The organism is Phormidesmis priestleyi ULC007 (assembly GCF_003003695.1).
Lineage (GTDB): Bacteria > Cyanobacteriota > Cyanobacteriia > Leptolyngbyales > Leptolyngbyaceae > Phormidesmis_A > Phormidesmis_A priestleyi_A.
This window is the reverse complement of record NZ_PVWG01000035.1, coordinates 1-17,563: the sequence shown is the minus strand read 5'-3', so window position 1 is coordinate 17,563 and position 17,563 is coordinate 1. Positions and strand designations below refer to the sequence as shown.

Annotated in this window: 17 protein-coding genes; 6 read left to right on the top strand and 11 right to left on the bottom strand. The window is 47.2% G+C overall.

Annotated elements, in window-relative coordinates; all coding sequences use genetic code 11:
* Positions 1-111: 111 nt before the first annotated feature.
* A complete protein-coding gene (locus tag C7B65_RS20230; RefSeq protein WP_073074504.1) occupies positions 112-1,962 on the top strand; it encodes an APC family permease in 1,851 nt (616 codons plus the stop codon).
* Positions 1,963-1,982: 20 nt separating this feature from the next.
* On the opposite strand, the gene C7B65_RS20225 is transcribed toward C7B65_RS20230, so the two are convergent.
* On the bottom strand, positions 1,983-3,536 hold the full coding sequence (locus C7B65_RS20225; RefSeq protein ID WP_073074505.1) for a pentapeptide repeat-containing protein: 1,554 nt from the start codon (positions 3,534-3,536) through the stop codon (positions 1,983-1,985).
* Positions 3,537-3,600: 64 nt separating this feature from the next.
* On the opposite strand from C7B65_RS20225, the gene C7B65_RS20220 reads away from it, so the two are divergent.
* Entirely contained in the window at positions 3,601-4,485 is an 885-nt protein-coding gene (locus C7B65_RS20220) for a prephenate/arogenate dehydrogenase (RefSeq protein ID WP_342353013.1), read from the top strand.
* 3 nt (positions 4,486-4,488) lie between these two features.
* Here the strand turns inward: C7B65_RS20220 and C7B65_RS20215 are convergent, their stop codons facing one another.
* The 3 genes from C7B65_RS20215 to C7B65_RS20205 all read right to left on the bottom strand — a co-directional run bounded on the left by C7B65_RS20215 (position 4,489) and on the right by C7B65_RS20205 (position 6,792).
* Positions 4,489-6,075 carry a glucose-6-phosphate isomerase gene (locus C7B65_RS20215; protein ID WP_073074507.1) on the bottom strand — a complete coding sequence of 529 codons (1,587 nt, stop codon included), beginning with the start codon at positions 6,073-6,075 and terminating at the stop codon, positions 4,489-4,491.
* Positions 6,076-6,253: 178 nt separating this feature from the next.
* Positions 6,254-6,556, bottom strand: coding sequence for a cytotoxic translational repressor of toxin-antitoxin stability system (locus tag C7B65_RS20210; protein ID WP_181314458.1), 303 nt, complete (start codon positions 6,554-6,556; stop codon positions 6,254-6,256).
* The gene (locus C7B65_RS20205) at positions 6,553-6,792 is read right to left on the bottom strand and encodes a hypothetical protein (RefSeq protein ID WP_223257467.1); all 240 of its coding nucleotides are present in this window, start codon (positions 6,790-6,792) and stop codon (positions 6,553-6,555) included. Before C7B65_RS20205 ends, C7B65_RS20210 begins: the two co-directional genes overlap by 4 nt.
* 246 nt (positions 6,793-7,038) lie before the next feature.
* Between C7B65_RS20205 and C7B65_RS20200 the strand changes: the two genes are divergently transcribed.
* Entirely contained in the window at positions 7,039-8,352 is a 1,314-nt protein-coding gene (locus C7B65_RS20200; protein WP_073074509.1) for a branched-chain amino acid ABC transporter permease, read from the top strand.
* A 76-nt stretch (positions 8,353-8,428) separates the two neighbouring features.
* Complete coding sequence (locus C7B65_RS20195) at positions 8,429-8,851, top strand: fasciclin domain-containing protein (protein WP_073074510.1); 423 nt, start codon at positions 8,429-8,431, stop codon at positions 8,849-8,851.
* A 705-nt stretch (positions 8,852-9,556) separates the two neighbouring features.
* Here C7B65_RS20195 and C7B65_RS20185 read toward each other — a convergent pair.
* Positions 9,557-10,678, bottom strand: a complete 1,122-nt coding sequence (locus C7B65_RS20185; protein ID WP_083583159.1) for a catalase family protein — start codon at positions 10,676-10,678, stop codon at positions 9,557-9,559.
* A gap of 35 nt (positions 10,679-10,713) precedes the next feature.
* Between C7B65_RS20185 and C7B65_RS28005 the strand changes: the two genes are divergently transcribed.
* Positions 10,714-10,875 carry a hypothetical protein gene (locus tag C7B65_RS28005; protein ID WP_181314457.1) on the top strand — a complete coding sequence of 54 codons (162 nt, stop codon included), beginning with the start codon at positions 10,714-10,716 and terminating at the stop codon, positions 10,873-10,875.
* 62 nt (positions 10,876-10,937) lie between these two features.
* On the opposite strand, the gene C7B65_RS20180 is transcribed toward C7B65_RS28005, so the two are convergent.
* The 6 genes from C7B65_RS20180 to C7B65_RS20155 all read right to left on the bottom strand — a co-directional run bounded on the left by C7B65_RS20180 (position 10,938) and on the right by C7B65_RS20155 (position 15,402).
* Positions 10,938-11,585 carry a hypothetical protein gene (locus C7B65_RS20180; protein ID WP_073074512.1) on the bottom strand — a complete coding sequence of 216 codons (648 nt, stop codon included), beginning with the start codon at positions 11,583-11,585 and terminating at the stop codon, positions 10,938-10,940.
* Entirely contained in the window at positions 11,578-11,937 is a 360-nt protein-coding gene (locus C7B65_RS20175; protein ID WP_073074513.1) for a hypothetical protein, read from the bottom strand. The genes C7B65_RS20180 and C7B65_RS20175 overlap by 8 nt, the downstream gene beginning before the upstream one ends.
* 304 nt (positions 11,938-12,241) lie before the next feature.
* Positions 12,242-13,276: a lipase family protein gene (locus C7B65_RS20170; protein ID WP_073074514.1), complete on the bottom strand. Its 1,035-nt coding sequence runs from the start codon at positions 13,274-13,276 to the stop codon at positions 12,242-12,244.
* 158 nt (positions 13,277-13,434) lie between these two features.
* Positions 13,435-13,587: a hypothetical protein gene (locus tag C7B65_RS28000; protein ID WP_181314456.1), complete on the bottom strand. Its 153-nt coding sequence runs from the start codon at positions 13,585-13,587 to the stop codon at positions 13,435-13,437.
* Positions 13,588-13,689: 102 nt separating this feature from the next.
* Complete coding sequence (locus C7B65_RS20160; RefSeq protein WP_073074516.1) at positions 13,690-14,511, bottom strand: C39 family peptidase; 822 nt, start codon at positions 14,509-14,511, stop codon at positions 13,690-13,692.
* A gap of 57 nt (positions 14,512-14,568) precedes the next feature.
* Entirely contained in the window at positions 14,569-15,402 is an 834-nt protein-coding gene (locus C7B65_RS20155; RefSeq protein ID WP_073074517.1) for a lysozyme, read from the bottom strand.
* Positions 15,403-15,764: 362 nt separating this feature from the next.
* On the opposite strand from C7B65_RS20155, the gene C7B65_RS20150 reads away from it, so the two are divergent.
* Positions 15,765-17,507 carry a helix-turn-helix domain-containing protein gene (locus C7B65_RS20150; RefSeq protein ID WP_073074518.1) on the top strand — a complete coding sequence of 581 codons (1,743 nt, stop codon included), beginning with the start codon at positions 15,765-15,767 and terminating at the stop codon, positions 17,505-17,507.
* Positions 17,508-17,563 lie beyond the last annotated feature (56 nt).

The following is a 17,563-nucleotide window of genomic DNA, read 5'->3' as shown; positions in this document are numbered from 1 at the left end:
CAGCGATCGACCCCTCTATCTGGTCTATGATCGCAACGTCTCAAAGAATGAGTTTTCGAGCATTTAACGTTGATCAATTTATCTCTTCAAAATTGAAGGTGCTTTCTCTCCATGAGCTTCTCGCAAGTCAAGCAGTTTTTATTGGGCAAAACTCTCCCGACCAGTGCCCATGACGAAGAACGATTAACCAAAGCTGCTGCACTGGCAGTGCTTTCTTCAGATGCACTTTCATCAGTAGCTTACGCAACTCAAGAAACGCTCCTCGTTCTAGTTGCGGCGGGTTCTGGCGCAGGCGTTCTCGGATTTTCGCTGCCGATCTCGTTGGCGATCGTGTTGCTGCTGATCATTGTTACGCTGTCTTATCGTCAGACGATTCGGGCTTACCCCAAAGGCGGCGGATCTTATATCGTGGCTCGTGGCAATCTGGGGCTGCTGCCTGGGTTAATCGCGGGTGCCTCGCTGATGATTGACTACATCCTCACCGTTGCGGTCAGCGTCTCAGCCGGGATCGATAACTTTGTGTCTGCCGTCCCGTTTCTGCGCCCTTTCACCGTCGAGCTTTGCTTATTTGCAATCTTTCTGATCATGCTGGCTAACTTGCGAGGCGTGAAAGAGTCAGGAAGAATTTTTATGGTGCCGACTTATGCCTTCATCGTCAGCATTTTTGTGCTGATTGGCGTGGGGCTGTTCAATCAAGCTACTGGGCAGTTGACTCCGATCTCGGCTGGCGAAACGGTTCATAAGGTAACTGAGCAACTGGGTTTGTTTTTAGTTTTGAGAGCCTTTGCTGCTGGGTGTACCGCGTTAACAGGTGTCGAGGCCATCTCAGATGGAGTGCTGGCCTTTAAGCCACCAGAGTGGATTAATGCGCGTCAAACATTGCTTTATCTCGGAATTATTTTAGGTGCCATGTTTTTGGGCATTACTTATCTGGCTCACATTTATCAGCTTGTGCCCAGCGAGTCAGAAACGGTTTTGTCGCTGCTGAGTCGTCAAATTTTTGGGATTTCACCCCTCTATTATTTCCTGATTTTGTTTGCGACCCCGGCGATTTTGCTGTTGGCGGCAAACACGAGCTATGCAGACTTTCCGCGGCTCTGCTACTTTTTGGCCAGAGACGGATTTTTGCCTCGGCAACTGGCCCTATTGGGCGATCGCCTCGTCTACTCTAACGGAATTTTGCTGCTCAGTATTTGTGCTGCCGTGCTGATCGTGGTCTTTCGGGGTGACACTACGGCGATTATTCCCCTTTACGCAGTGGGCGTGTTTACTTCGTTTACCCTCTCTCAAGCCGGGATGGTCATCCATTGGTATAAGGGCAAAAGTCGCGGGTGGCAAGCCAGCGCCTTGATGAACGGGCTAGGAGCCATCGCCACGGCGATCGTGTTAGTCGTCGTGGTTTTGACAAAGTTTGCGCTCGGTGCCTGGGTGGTCGTGATTGCAATTCCGCTATTGGTGTGGCTCTTTGGCAGCATTCGCAAGCACTATCTGTATGTAGCAAGCCGCCTCAGCATTCAGGAGTTGGCACCCCGAAGCTATATGGCTCGACCTAAAGGCGCGAACGCAACTCATCCGGCGATCGTTGTGGTGGGTCAACTTCACCGAGGCACCGTCGAGGCGTTAGACTATGCCCGCAGCATTGGCGATGAGGTGGTTGCGGTTCACGTTGACACTGGCTCGACCAACCGCGAGAAACTGCAAACTCGATGGCAAGAGTTAGAGTCTGATATTGATCTCCACATTTTGGAGTCGCCTTATCGATCGGTGGTCACGCCGATCTTAGATTTTGTCAGCAGCTTTGAGGATCAACATCCTGGGGTGCTGTCTACGATTATCATTCCTGCCTTTGTGCCACGCCGCTGGTGGGAGAGCGTTTTGCACAATCAGACGACGCTATTTCTCAAGGCAGCCCTGCGAACTAAGAAAAGTCGGGTGGTTACGACCGTGAGATATTACCTGTAGAGAAAGTTCAAGAAACGTCTCTAGAGACTGGGATGAAAGCCCTTCACAAACTCGATCGCTGCCTCAGTCGATGGCGGTTTAAAGGTCTGAATCTGCTTCAGCACATTGAGAACTTCGTCAGATTGAGCCGTGGCGATCGGGTGTTTGCCAAACTTAGGGTTGTGATAGAGCGTCAACTGTTGATTATTAGAATTGACCAGGATAGTTTTGGTAGGCGCTTGAAAAAACTGCATTTTTTTGAGCGCGATCGGAATCGACTGCAACAGTTTAACAGCGTTGACTTGCTGCACTTGCTGACCCAACAGAGTCACAAGCTGCTGAAACTGCCGAATCTGTCCAGCATCTTGACTGAGTGGTTGGGTGGGGATCTGGTGCAGCAAATCCATCAACGTTTGTTGAGTAATCTTGTGATCTTCAAACGGAAAGATCGCAACATAAGCGGTGATCAATAGCTGTTCATCGCGCTCTAACCGAAACGTCAACGTTGTCCGGCGTAAATGGACTTCGATTTCAGGCGGAGGAGCCAAAAAGCCACACTGTCGAGCCACCTGCTGATAAGTGACGGCTAACGCACAGTTGGCATCTGTGTTCAGGCGATCGTCGATCACAATCTGGACGATCGGGGGCGTTTCGTTAAAATATTCTTGGCAATTGTCGGTCGCGAATGTATAAATCTGGCTTTGATCCCCGTTTTGACTGAGATCGATCCAGCGGCAGGTCGCCCCAGTCGTTTTAATGCCAAAGGGAGACACGCCATGCAGTTTGAGACCCGTCATAGTAGAACCACTAAGGTCGGCTCCTGACCAATCGACTCCTGCTAGATTGGCACGGGTAAGATCGACGTGCACCAGCGTAGCGTTGAGCAAAGTGGCGTAGCTTAAATCGGCTCCTGTCAGGTTTGCACCACTGATTTTTGCACCCGTCAAGTCAGCCCAACGGAGATTAGCACCGCCCAAGTCAGCCCAGCGAAGATTGGCACCCGACAAATTTGCCCCTTGCAGATTGGCACGGCTGAGATTTGCTTGTCGAAGCTCTGCCTGACTGAGGTTAGCGCCTGTGAGATCAGCACTGCTCAGATCGGCGCTGGTTAAATTGGCTTGCTCTAGATTCGCCTCGGTCAGAATGGCATGACGCAAATCGACTCGACTCAGATTCGTTTGACTGAGGTTGGCATAGCGCAGTTTGGCATCTCGAAGATCTGCATTACTAAAATTGGCTCCTCGTAAGTCAGCCCCGCTCATGTCCGATCGTGTCATTTCTGCCTTGATCAACTCTGCTTGCACGAGGCTGGCTTCTCGCAGGTCAGCCATCGTCAGATTAGCAACGTTGAGGATCGCACGGTTAAGTTTTGCCTTGCTAAGGTTAGCACTATTGAGTTTGGCGGCGCTGAGATTTGTCTGACTGAGATTGGTGCGGCTTAGATTAGCGCTTGCAAGGTTTGCGACACTCAGATCAGCACGACTAAAACTCGCTTCGCTCAAATTTGCTCCGCTCAGGTTAATTTCTCTCAAGTCAAGAGCAGAAAACTCTCGTGACCCAGCAGTGTATTGTTCTAAAACTTCCTCAGCTTTCATTTAAGTTTCTGACCAATGTGCCAAAAATTGCGAGATGGCTTGGTGCTAACGTACCCAAATTTAGATCAGAATTAGCCTGGATACTACACGTCAAGGCGAATTAATGACTATGAAAATTGGGATTGTGGGTCTAGGGTTGATTGGAGGATCGCTGGGGTTGGATTTACGATCGCTAGGGCATCAAGTCTTAGGAGTCAGCCGTCAAGAGAGAACGTGTAAAATAGCCGTAGCAAGGGGCGCAACAGATGAAGCCGCCACAGATTTAGCGCTGTTAGCCGATACAGATCTGATTTTTATTTGTACCCCGATCGCGCACATGCGATCAACAGTTTCTCAACTCATTCCGCATATTTCTTTAGAAACAATATTAACGGATGTCGGGTCAGTGAAGGCCTCGATCGTCCAAGAAATCGCTCCCCTATGGCGTAACTTTGTCGGCGGACATCCGATGGCAGGCACTACAGAAAGCGGCATCGAAGCGGCACAACACGGCTTATTTGCAGGAAACCCTTATGTGCTAACACCGACTGAGACAACGCCCTCAGACGCGATCGCTCTGCTCGAATCGATTTTGCGTCCGTTGCAGGTTCGTCTCCATCGATGTCAGCCTGAAGCGCACGATCGTGCCGTCGCCTGGATTTCTCATCTGCCCGTAATGGTCAGCGCCAGTCTGATTGCTGCCTGTTTAAGTGAGGCTGATCCCGATGTGATCAAACTCGCTCAAGCTTTGGCTAGCTCTGGTTTTCGTGACACCAGTCGAGTCGGGGGAGGCAACCCAGAATTAGGGCTAATGATGGCACGATACAACCGAGCAGAAGTGCTGCGATCGCTGTTGGTTTATCGAGAACAGCTCGATCGCATAATTCACGAAATTGATCATGAAAACTGGACAACTCTTGAGGAAACCTTTCAACAGAACCAGGCAGCCCGACCTAAGTTTATGAAATGAACCCTAGAGACTACTAACCGTCAGACCTTGAGGCTGTGCCAGATTTCCGTAGAGCTTGACTCCGCGTTGATTTGCCTCAAGGTGACGAACGATTTTGTAGACCGCTTCAATTTGATCGGGGGCACCTGCTCTCAGCGCCAAGGTTGCGATCGGTAGAGGCGTTTTTTCGGCTTGCAAAACCTGCACGACGTTGCGCTGCAAGTCTAAAATTGCGGCGGCGGCTTTCTTGCCCGCTTCGACACCGGGCTGATGATAGGCGTTGACGTTGATCAGAAAGCCATAAAGCCCGACTGCTCGTTCATAGAGGGCGATCAGTGCCCCAACATTGTGGGCATTGGCTTCGGGGATCGTGACCGTAATGGAGTCCCGGTGATTTTCGTAGAGTGCCTGACGGGTGCCCTGAAGTAACCCAGACAGATAATCGCCAGAGGTGACACCCAGTTCAATTTCGATCGACTGCCCGGTGCGATCGTGCAGCACTTCAATGAACGTTAAGAAGAAGTTTGGCACTCCTTCGCGCAATTGCTGAACATAGGCGTGTTGGTCAGTCGATCCTTTGTTGCCGTAAACCGCGATGCCTTGATAGACCGCGTTGCCGTCGAGATCTTTCTCTTTGCCCAACGACTCCATCACCAACTGCTGAAGATAGCGACTAAACAGCAGCAAACTGTCTTTGTAAGGCAACACCACCATATCTTTCTCGCCTTTGCCGTTGCCCGAAAAATACCATGCGAGGGCTAACAGCGCCGCAGGATTGCCCTTAATCTCAGGTAGACGAGTGGCAGCATCCATTTCTTTGGCACCTGCTAGGATAGCGCGGATGTCGATGCCTTGCAGAGCCGCCGGGACTAAGCCCACGGCTGAAAATTCAGAAGTCCGTCCGCCCACCCAGTCGTGCATTGGAAATGTGGTGAGCCAGCCTTGAGACTTGGCCACGTTGTCTAAATTGCTGCCTCTGCCCGTGATAGCAACTGCCTGTTTACTAAAATCTAAATTGTGGGTGCTAAAGGCGTGCTGAACTTCGATCATGCCATTTCGGGGTTCTGGGGTGCCGCCCGATTTTGAGATCACTAGAACTAGAGTGCTGTTGAGCCGATCGCCAATTCGCGCCAGAACCCGATCAATGCCTGCGGGATCGGTATTGTCAATAAAATGAATGCCCATTGGCGGCAAGTCAGGAGACAGCGCTTCGGCCACAAATTCGGGCCCTAGCGCCGAGCCGCCAATGCCGATCGATAAAATATCAGTAAATCTCTCAGCTTGGGGCGGACAAGTCGCGCCAGAGTGGATCTTCTGGACAAACGATTCAATATCCTCGATCGTTTGTTCAATGTCTCGCTTAAAGTCGTCGCTCGGAGCCAAATCGGGGTCACGGAGCCAGTAATGCCCGACCATACGGTTTTCGTCGGGGTTGGCGATCGCGCCAGATTCTAGTGCCGCCATCTCCTGAAATGCCTGGTCGAATTTGGGTTTTAGCTGTTGAACAAACCCATCATCAAACCGCATCCGACTGACATCAAGATAGAATCCCAACCCTGCGTGGTAGTACAGCCAGTCTTGATAGCGTTGCCAGAGTGCAGCCGAGTTCATAAAATCCTTTGCCCTTTGTGAGGTCGCCACCCAACAGTTTATAGGGGCTAGTGACCAGGTGCGAAAAACTTGAGGGAGAAATTTAAGAATATGGACTAGAGAACGAGCAATAGATAGTATAGATATTCTTTAATATCAAGCATTTGAGAGAATTGCCGAAGCGGTTGTCGATCGCGGTTCAAATATTCGGTTTTGGCAAAATTCGCAAGAACTTAATAATCTGACCCGTGATCTCGATGCTGATCAAATAGCTGTCGAGGGTAAAGCGATAGAGAATTTGGCTAGAGCCGAGCGTTTGAAACTCGTGTAAATCTTGAAGCTGATTGATTTGAAAAAACTCGCCAAAGACAAATTGCTGAATTTTTTGAAACGCAGAGGATTCGAGGCTTTTCAGATCGATTAGAAAGATGCGATCGTAACGAACTTCAAGCCTCGCTGGAAGCAACAGTCCACCCATCGAGCCTGATTTATTAGTTTTCATAAGGCGCGCGAAGAGGAATGGATCAGGGGCAGCAAGCGCAGAGCATCTTCACGGGTCAGCGTGTCTCCGGGGCGGTGAGTATGCTGCGAAGCTTCTACTGCTTTCAGCATATAGAGATCGTGATAAAGCGTTTCTAACTCGATCCACAAGCCTTCTACTTCCTGATCAGAGAGGTTGTCAATAAGGTGATGAGCACGACTGCGAAACAGGTTCATAATGGTACATACTGAAGCCACGATCGGCAATTCTGATAGTTTTAGGACTTACGCAAACCTCGGAAGTTTTAACCAAGAATCAAGCATCGTGACCAACATAGGGGCTTAAACCTCCGAGGTTTTGGTCAAAATGCGTAAGTCCTGAGTTTGAGAGTGCCCAATTTTTTATCGGATATCGCGGTCAGAAAAGATTGCAAGCGTCGCAACAGATACGAATCGCGTCGCTTGGTGCGGTACGATTTCAGTTAATTCTCCATTCCCCTTTCTATGGTCGGTTATCTCGTCTCGCTCATTGTTTTCACGGCAGTCTACGCGCTGTTTAGCTTGGGTCTAAATCTACACTGGGGGTTTACGGGCTTAATCAACTTTGGACACGCGGCATTTTTGGCACTCGGAGCCTACACCACAGTGCTACTGAGTTTGGCGGGGGTGCCGCTGATTTGGGCAGTGTTGATTGGGGGAGCCGTAGCAGCGCTGCTGGGGTTGTTAATTGGCTTTTCAACGCTGCGATTGCGAGAAGATTATTTGGCGATCGTGACGATCGGCGTGTCTGAAGTCGTGCGTCTAGTCGCACTAAATGAAGAATGGTTGACTCGTGGCTCCTTCGGCGTACAGGGCTATGCTTTGCCCCTCGCGGGTCTGACTCGACCGACGATTTTGACTCGCTGGGGAATGATTGCAGTGATCACAGCGATCGCGGGTCTAGCGCTTCGCAGTCTGTGGAAGTGGGCACGACAGCAAACAAAGCGAGTAGAATCCTCTCTGTTGGTTAAAAGTGTTCTGGTTCTGGGCGCTTACTCAAGCTCTCTAGCACTATTTTTATCCGGTATTGGCACAGTCTTTCACAATCTAAAAGTCGCGAATGCTTTACCCGCATGGCTGCAAGGCGCTTTGCTAGTTGCATCGCTGGCAGCAGTTGTCTGGCTCTATCAGGGGGTTGCCCGCCGCACTCTACCCAAACTGCCTGCCTGGGAAGCTGGGGCAGTTTTGTTGTCTACGATCGTGCTCTCCCTCTTCGGGTTTTGCCTTTATGTCGTCAGTGCGATCGCGCTCTACAACTACAGTGAGAATCCGGCTCGGAATGGGCTAATGTTTTTGTCGGTGATTGTCCTGGCAGTGACGTTTTGGGCGCTAGAACGATTGGTGCGATCGCCTTGGGGACGAGTTCTTAAAGCGATTCGAGAAGACGAGCAAGTTGCCAAAGCGTTAGGCAAGAATGTATTTGCCTATAAGCTGCAATCATTTATGCTGGGCGGGTTTATTGCCGGAATCGCCGGAGCATTTCTCGCGTGGCAACTCAGCACCATTTATCCGAGAAGCTTTGAGACGGATCTGACGTTTACTGCCTGGACGATCGTGGTGCTAGGGGGTGCCGGAAGTAACGGCGGGACTTTGCTAGGAGCGGCTATTTTTTGGGGTTACACCACGCTGACTCGATCGCTTGATCAGTTCGTTCCTCTAGCTGCCGATCAGATTGGGGCACTGCGAATCATGCTGATTGGTTTGCTGCTGATCTTACTGATGCTCTGGCGACCCCAAGGAATTTTGGGCAACAAAGATGAACTAACGCTAGGACGATAACCTGACCTTTGAAGGATGAAATTTAAGCCTACTGCCTCTATTTCTAGAAGAGGAATTAGTTTGAAAGGATTTCACAATGGCAAGTCTTTTAGAAACCGCTAAAAATGCAGGCTCATTTACAAAACTGTTAGAAGCCGTTGAGAAGTCAGGATTAAAGCCAACCCTAGAACAGCCTGGGCCTTTTACTCTGCTGGCACCGACCGATGAGGCGTTTTCAAAAATGCCAGAAGATTTGCGGCACAATTTACTAGACAATCCTGCCAAGCTTAAGCGGGTAGTGGCTTATCACGTCTTGTTTGGTGACGTGCGATCGGACGACCTAGCCCAAATTGATGAAGCACCTACTGTCGAGGGGTCAATCCTTGCGGTCGATCAAAAAAATGGGGTTCATGTCAATGATGCCTTAGTCACCCAAACCGATATTCTCACTGATAACGGCGTGATTCATGTCATTGATGCTGTATTAATGCCCGCGCTATTGGCAGCAGAACGACTATGAGCATCGGTGGTTATGGATCAAGTGAATCTGCTCCATCGTTGGAGATGTTTGCTAAATTGTTTTCTTTTAAGAAACTCTTGCAACTGTAACCATGATGAACCTCCTTAGATTTTAAGGCTTGAATATTTACTGACTGACAAACCGAAGCACTTGCTGCTAAAACTCTTTAAGCAATGTCTACCGTCCTCACTGAGTCGATACATGATTGCCATCATCATTAGCAATAGATTGCCGCTTCTTCTCACCCACTTAAACTGGCTAAGGATCGAGAGTCACTGTAAGCGTCTTATTTTGAGGTAGGTATGTAACACTTAAATCGACCTTCAAGTTCAGTCCTCTAAAACTCGGATCAAGTACAAACTGATAGTCATTCATGTTTGAGCTACCGTATTGATCTAGAAACCTCATCAACTTCCAAATTTCATTGGGATTGATATTGACAGCCATCATCGCTCTTAATATTTGAATGGTTAACCTGGGTGATGTACCCTTATATTTCTTTGTTAAAGAGGCGATCGCACCTCTTTAACGTGAGTTCGATGAGTTCTTTCGCTTCGTTCTTCAGCGCTTCAGCCCCCTAAATCCCCCAAAATTAGGGGACTTTGAACACTAAATTCTGGGCTTGAAGTCCCCCAGAATTGGGGGATTTAGGGGGCAGCCCGGATTTGCAACCGCAGCGAAAAGCTTCATCAAATTCACGTTAACTCATGAAGGGCGATCGTCAGAATTCAACAACGAAGGAGTAAAAGATTGCAGAGTCGGTTCTTGAGAAGCCACTCTTTGAAATTGGTGACGTTGCTCTGAAAGTGATTGATAAATGATTTTGCGAGCCTGGTTGATGCTTCCCAAGGGAGCATGTTCAGGTAGAGAATGCCAGGGAGTAAAGGATAGGCTCTCGCCAAACGCTTTTTGCTCAGGGGAATCAAACGCTTGGCGAGGAATTCTAATCGTTGCAACTTTTTGGAAAGGCGACTCTTTTTCGCTCCACTCAACCGTTGGATCTTCAACGGGCATTTTGACCGGATCAATTTGTCGTTGGATTAGAAAATCAAAGGATGCGTCTTGAGTCTTTAGTTGCTCAACCATTGCGGTCTGCAAATAGTCTGGCGTTTTGTTAGCCGATCGCTCTATTGAAGAACTAGTAGGTTTTGTAGAAAACTTGACTGCCATTGAACCCAGTTGATAGGGAGTTGTACTCCAATACTGAGTCGCGATCGGACTGTCAATCTTCTTTTGCTTCATTGCCATCAGAATCTGGAGTTCATGAGTATGCCACTTGAGTGGATTTGCTCCAGAAAAGAAGAACTTGAGTGGAGGCTTACCGGGAGACTGAGCCAAAGCATTGAAGAAATCAGCAGAATCTTGAGCATTACGAAGAAAGAAAACTGGATGATCCACTAAGATGAAATCCTGAGTTTTGGCATCTTTCTCATCCCGCAATACTTTTTCGCCTTCGACATCCATCAGCTTGATTGCCATGCCGTGAACACCATTTTTTGTATCGTCTTTGTCTACGGCATTGGAGAAACGAACCCAGGCGGGGAAAGTTTTCCCAGGTTCTTTGAAAACACCAACTTTTAGATCTTCTGGCAGGTTAGGCTCAACGGTAAATTCTGCCCAAACAACCCCGTGTGCTTTTGGGTGCTGTGCTCGTAATCCTGGCTCTGCTGACTTCTCGATGTCTTTAGTAATTACATCAGCAGCAGCATTATCACTCAATACTGTTGCAGTACTGGTTGCCGCAACAGCAGGATTTGTGAATGGGATTAAGCCGATGAACAAAACAAAGCTGATAAGTGTCAGCCATTTGTAAAGTGCTAAACGCATAAACGGAGTCCTCAAAATTTCAGAAACTTGTTGAAATGAAGGGTGAAGGGGACGATCGCGCTTTGTCTAATTATGGAGAACGATCGCATCAGTTGCTCATATCAATTCTGCATAACCGTGATGTTCTAGCCATACTAGAAGCAAAGCAACGGCAGCAGGGAGCTTTTGAAACACTAGAATTGACGGTTATATCGTAGCGGCACCGTAGATGCCAGCGACGATGATATGGGTTAGAAAAAACACTTTGATTGCAAACCCCTCACGCTTTGCTAACAGTCCCTTCGCTCTCGGAGGTTTCATGAGTGTCATTTGGATCAGTTGGCTCTGGAGATGGGGTTTGGTTGGTGGCATCAGCCGTAATTTGAGCCGAAGGCAGATGAACAAATATGTCTACTCTAGGTTGAGGCTCTGTTGAAGCGGGAGAAACAGTAGCTCCAGCTTGATTTGGCGGTGGAATTTTGTTTAAACCGTCCGGCGACTCCGCGAGATTGTTCTCCTGTAAGTTCACATCTCGACCTGCCTGAATTCCCTTTGCAAGTACATACGAAGCACTACTGATACCTAGTAAACCCAGTATCTCTGGGGGTATCTTTGTAGGAAATGCAGGCCCGTCCCGTCCGCTAACAATGATTAGGACTAAGCTCATGGAAATGATGAAGGTAAAAATTAGAAACTGAAAACGTGCCAGACTTGCATCACCTTTTTCGTCACTAATTACTTTTTCAAGATTAATTCCTTTGGGCTTATACCATTCCTTTCTTTCCTTGTCGTACTTCGGTCTACTGTTTGTTCCCACCCAGATAAACTGTAAAATGAGGATCTCCAAAGTTAGGATAAAGAGAGCAACTATCCAGCCGATCGCTAGTCCTAAAAAAGCAAAAGCTGAAGAAATAGATATATTAAACACGCGATGTTCTCCTATCTTTCAAAATCGAGAAGAGTTTATTCCAGAGATAAATGAGGTTGCTTCCACCTAATATCAGGAGAAACTCTGGAGGAATCGTTGGTAGCTCACCTGAGTGAAGGCTATATTTAACCTGAATCAAATAGTAAGCAACAAATGCCAGCGTGAGAATAATCACTTGAGCTTTCTCCCAACTGTAAGTTTGGCTCCTATTTCCCTCAAGAAACAGACCTTTTGTGTTGATTTTTCCTGTCAAAATCAAGTAAAATATCAACGATGCCAGACTTACTAACAAGAACCAAACCTCAAATTGCATAATTGCAGATAAACTGGAAAATCCATCTTCTATGTTCACTTAAAGCCTCCTCTCTGTATGACAAAACTTGTCTGGTTATTGCATAAGCGGTAGCACTTACTCGCTTTTTTAATCTCTATTTGAGCTGATAACCATTCGTGAATTTGAGGTAGGGGTGATCGCTCTTCAACTCGTTAATTGGTGAAGAGCGATCACACACTTTCTTTAGCTGAGTCTGCTGTGTAGGTTGGGTTGGCGAAAGGAACCCCAACATTGCCACTCACACAGAGAAGAATGACTTAACTTAACTGCTCTTCTTTAAAGATAGTGACGATCGCGCGCTAGTTTCAACTCAAGCATTCCCTTAAGGCAAAGCCTCACGATAAGTCTTAGCCATATTATGGTTATAGGAAACACTACCTCGCTGATCAGTAAAGTACAGCGACATTCCAATATGCTGATATAGTTGTTTGCGTGGCACTGTATTGGTAAGAAATCGAGTTTCAAGCTGCCGCAGAGATTTGGCTGTTTCAAATCTTCCAGGAGAAAGCCGACTCAGCATTTCTTCATCACTTGCATCATCATCGTTAACCTGACCACGAAACTCAGGCTTGAGCATATCTTCTCCAATGAGCTTAGTAGTTGCTGGTGGCACAGTGGGAACAATATCTTCACTGTTAGCAATTCGGAAACATTCCAAACCTGTGAAATGGGCAGCAAACGTTGGATCGCCTACTCTGGGGCTGGCAAATGTATACAGAGTGGGTTGTTTGAAGCTTGTAGCATTTTTTATATGAAGCGTTGCCAGTGTCGCTAAAGCACCGCCTAAACTGTGTCCTGTCACGAATACTTGAGAACCTGGGGAACAGGCGCTCAGTGTATCGAGAACAACCTTGCTTATTGAGGCGTGTTCGACTGGTGAAATAAGAAATTCAGGATGTTCTGCATTAGGACGGGTGTAGATTTTATTGAATCCTCGACCAACCCATCCTAAGTTTTCGTCCCACAGGAACGGAACTTGTCTATTTTGAAAGTCGCTGATCCATTCTGACTCTTTCTGTGTTCCTCTAAATACAACAAAAATCTCAAAGGTGCCGTTCTCAAGCTGTCGTTGAGCGATGAAGCCAAAGGGCACTTTTTCAGGTTGCAGCATCCAAAATCCCGTGTAGTAAAATGTATTGAGGATTTTGTATTCGACTTTTCCGGTCTGTGCATCAGTCGCATTAAGATTGAGCGTTGTAGAGCCTGTTAACACTCCTGTTTGTCCAGGGTCAGGTAGCCAGGTTTGACCTGCCTGATGAGAGTCATACTGCTGATAGGCGCGCTCAATCAAATTGGCAAGTTCCATTGCTCGAAGGGAGTCGAATTCGGAGTTTGCAGGAATTTGGAGTTTGTTCATGAGTTAGAATTCCGTAGCGTATGTGTGTGAACATTGTTGATTTTGATCACAAGTGACGATCGCAAATCTATCCAATACTCAATCAATGCAGAGGATGAGTGCGATCGCTCCTCAACTTGTTAATTGGTGAAGAGCGATCGTAAAACTCTAATTGCCCCTTATGGAACAACTAACGTCGCATGCTCATTACTTGGCAAGTGAATGATGTCCAGTTCAACACCGAGTGGGAATACATGAACACCTTTGATGACAATCCGATAGTCTGTTGATTGTCCTTTATGAGCAACAATCATTTGGATGAGTTTATCCATGATGAAATCTCCTGTTGGTTGATTTGTTGAGTGCGATCGCTCTTCAACTCCTTGAGGGATAAAGAGCGATCGCAGATTTGGTTTGCAATAGTTACACAACTATTACTTTCGGGGAAAATGCGCCCATACTCTACCGTTAGGACCAGCTAACGTATTCATCAGATCGTATGAGTAGGTTAGATTAGCACCCCGGTGTGGCTCTGCTGCTGAGTTGTGCTCGTAGAAAGGATCATTGCCGGGTGACCAGAAGATTTCTCCGTTTGGATCTTGAACGATAAATCCTTCGGAGTTATAGCCTGAGAGAACGATAATGTGTCCACTAGGAGTGTAATCTCCTGGGCAGATCACGGGATTGCCACTAGCAAGATGCCGCTTGATTTCTTTCCAGGTTGCTGTAGTTACAAACTCATTTTCAAGACCATACTCTTGAAGGAGTTTAACTAGATGTGTATGATTGTAGCGATCTAAACCCTGACTCTCTATCCATAGATACAATTCATCTTCAAAACTAGCGCCTTGTTTACGTTGCTTGATTCCATGAAACTGAAGAATCATTGCACAGCAGGTAACGTTACATGTAGTTGTTGGTGCAAAACGATTATCAAGTTGGTCGAGATGTTTAACATCAAGCCTAACCTCTGCTGGGAACGGTTCTTCTTGAGATGCTAGTGAAGTAGTCACGGTTAATTTAACTGTGTCTGCAATCACATCAACGTGATCTGCGAAAGCAAACCATGTGTTTAGCCCTTTGAATGCAGTATCTTTGAAGGCAACTTTGATGTGATTGTTAGGGGCATCTGACTCTGAATGAAGAGCCAGAATTGTTCCCGCAGTCAGAAATTGTTTCTCGTCATCAGGAAGTGTAGAAGCTTGCTCCGGGCTTTGCTTGAGAAATGTGTCTTGAAGAATTTTAAGTCGTGACATAGTTGTTCTCCATCGATCTTTGTGACTGGACAAATGCAGTTAGACGAATAAGCAGATTTAGGGAGACAAGAACAGCTTTCTCTCCGCAGTTCTCCTTCTAACTAAACCTGGCAGAGCTTCCCCTCCGCCAAAAACGAAACGGAGGATTTGATCGGCTGCTCCTTGATAGTCTTCATCGTTCAGAAGCTTTCTCAAGGTAGAAGCTTCCAGAGTTCCTGCCCCTAAATTGAAAGTAAAGCTAACAAGAGCAGCAAACTGGTTATCGTCTAATGGAACGGTAATCAACTCACTTACTGCATCTTCAGCCGTTGCCAAATCGCGTCTGAGCAGATCTTCTGCCTCCTGAAGTGTGATGACTTTGATGTCAACATCACTTGGCTTTACAGAATCAATGTTTCCAAATCCAATTGTTGCAACACCAACAGGATCAAAGTAGGCTGTTACATTTCCATCTGGGACGGACTGACCTTTTTGGGGACCCGATTGAAATACCCCACGGTGATAACCTTCAAATTCTTTGATGAGATCTAGCCCTGCCTGGTTAATCCTTCGGCTCTGTGAGGAAAAAGCCTGAGTTGCCATTAGGACATCAAAATAAATCCCAGCCGTTTGTGGACCGATGACACCCTTTAGCACTCCAGAATCACCGAGCTTACGTGCAGCCTTGAAAGCACTTACTCCATTCGCTGAGAAATCCAAACCTTTGCCGTCGCAAAATTGAATGAACTTATCTAATGTGGTGCGACCCACGACTCCAGGTACATCTAACTCCAATCTTTGCTTGAGTGTGTTGAACTTATCGACAGGTAGATTCACCAAAATATCCAAGGCATGGCTTTCTTTTTCAGACAGAGAACTTCTGTCGAGACCTTGTGTCGTTACTGTTGCCATAGCTTCATCTCCAGATTCTTGTACTGAAACACATTGAGTTCTGCTGAATGTAATCTAGCTTCCGTTCATAACCTTCGTCAGTCGGGAAAAGGTCGGATAAAGGTCGGATAAAAGTCAGATAAAGACCAGCAAATTTACCAGCAAGCCTGATTAAATTTAGAAACAGGTTGAGAAAAATTACTGAGAAATTTGCCGGAAGGCAGGCTTCTAAAGCTGAATCTCTTCATAGAGATAAATTTCGGCTTTGGAAGCGGGTAACTCAACTGGAAGAAATCAGGGGTCGATCGCTACAACACCAAAAATCTAGCAGAGCACTTGTTCTGCTACCGCATTGAGTCCGTTCGCCTGAGGAGATTGGGGTCGTGACCGTTGAAAAAGGACTAGAGCTTATTGAGCAGGTTTTACCAAAGGGACAGTTAAGCAAAGTTCAGGAAGTTGTGTTTCGGCACTCATGGGAAGGTCAGTCTTATAAAGAGATTGCCGAACAGTTTGATTACAGCCTTGGTTACATCAAGGATACAGGTTCTGACCTCTGGAAACTGCTCTCTGATATCTTGGGAGAGAAGGTGACGAGGCGCGACTTTCAAGTTGTGCTGAAGCGAGTCATGAGGCAGCAGCGATCGAACAATGAAGAGGTAGGAGGAAATACCTATACTCCTATGCACAACAATGCTACATATACCCCACACCTCACCTCTCATCAAGACTGGGGCGAAGCGATCGATGTTTCTATCTTTTACGATCGCACCCACGAATTAGCTCAACTAACCCAATGGATTCAGCACGATCGCTGCCGTTTAGTGACCATTCTGGGCATGGGTGGAATGGGCAAAACGTCTCTGTCTGTCAAATTAGCCGAGCAGGTGCAGAACGAGTTTGACTATCTAATTTGGCGCAGTTTACGTCATGCTCCATCGCTGCAAGAATTGTTAGCCGACCTGATTTCCTTGCTCTCAAATCAGCAGGAAGTGAAGTTACCAGAATCGGTTGACAGCCAGATTTCGTGCTTGATGAACTATCTGCGCCAGCATCGCTGTTTGCTGGTGTTGGACAATGTGGAATCAATTCTTCAGAGCGGTGAACGGACTGGACGCTATCGTCAAGGCTACGAATCTTATAGTCAACTGCTTGAACGGGTGAGTGATGGGCGGCATCAAAGTTGTTTGGTGTTGACTAGTCGAGAGAAGCCAGCAGAAGTCAGCATTCGAGAAGGACATACTCTACCTGTCCGATCGCTGCAATTAACGGGGCTGCCACTCTTAGAAGGACAAAAGATTCTGAATGAGAAGGGATTATTCGATGCAAACTGTCAACCACTGATTGAACACTATAGCGGCAACCCTCTGGCACTTAAAATTGCAGCCACAACCATTCGATCGCTGTTTGACGGCAATATTGAGGCTTTCTTGACGCAGGGAACGGTTGTCTTTGGCAACATTAGTGAGCTACTCGACCAGCAGTTCAACCGTCTCTCAGATTTAGAACAGCAGGTGATGTACTGGTTAGCGATCTCCCGTGAACAGGTGACACTGGAGGAATTGCGAGATGACATTGTGCCCAAAGTCTCACAGCGGAAATTGTTAGAGGCTTTATCGTCATTGCAGGCACGAAGTCTCATAGAGATCAATGCTGTTGGTTTCTCCCAACAACCTGTGGTGATGGAATATCTGACCGAGCAGTTGGTGAGACAATTCTACTACGACATTTCTGCTCACAAATTGACTTTCTTCAACCGTTACGCTTTAGTCAAGGCGCAAGCAAAAGATTACATTCGAGAAGCCCAAATCCGTTTGATTCTGCAACCTGTTAAAGACAAGCTGCTGTCAGCATTTGAAAATCAGCAGAACCTCGAAAATCACCTCAACCGTCTATTAGTTGCTCCACACAACGAATTGTTGGAAAGTGGCTATGGAGCCGGGAATTTGCTGAATTTGTTCTGGCAACTGCACAGTGATTTGAGCGACGCAGAGAGCACGTTACACGATCGTGACTTCTCAAATCTAACGATTCGCCAAACATACTTACCGGAACGGAGGGTTCGGGAACCCTTAAAGCCCCTAGCTTCAGATATGGGGATGTACAAGGGGTTCCCGCGCCGCTGTTAGGCGGCAGAGTCCGACACTTCTAGAAATCTTCACAAAATCATCCCCCTTTTTGTCGT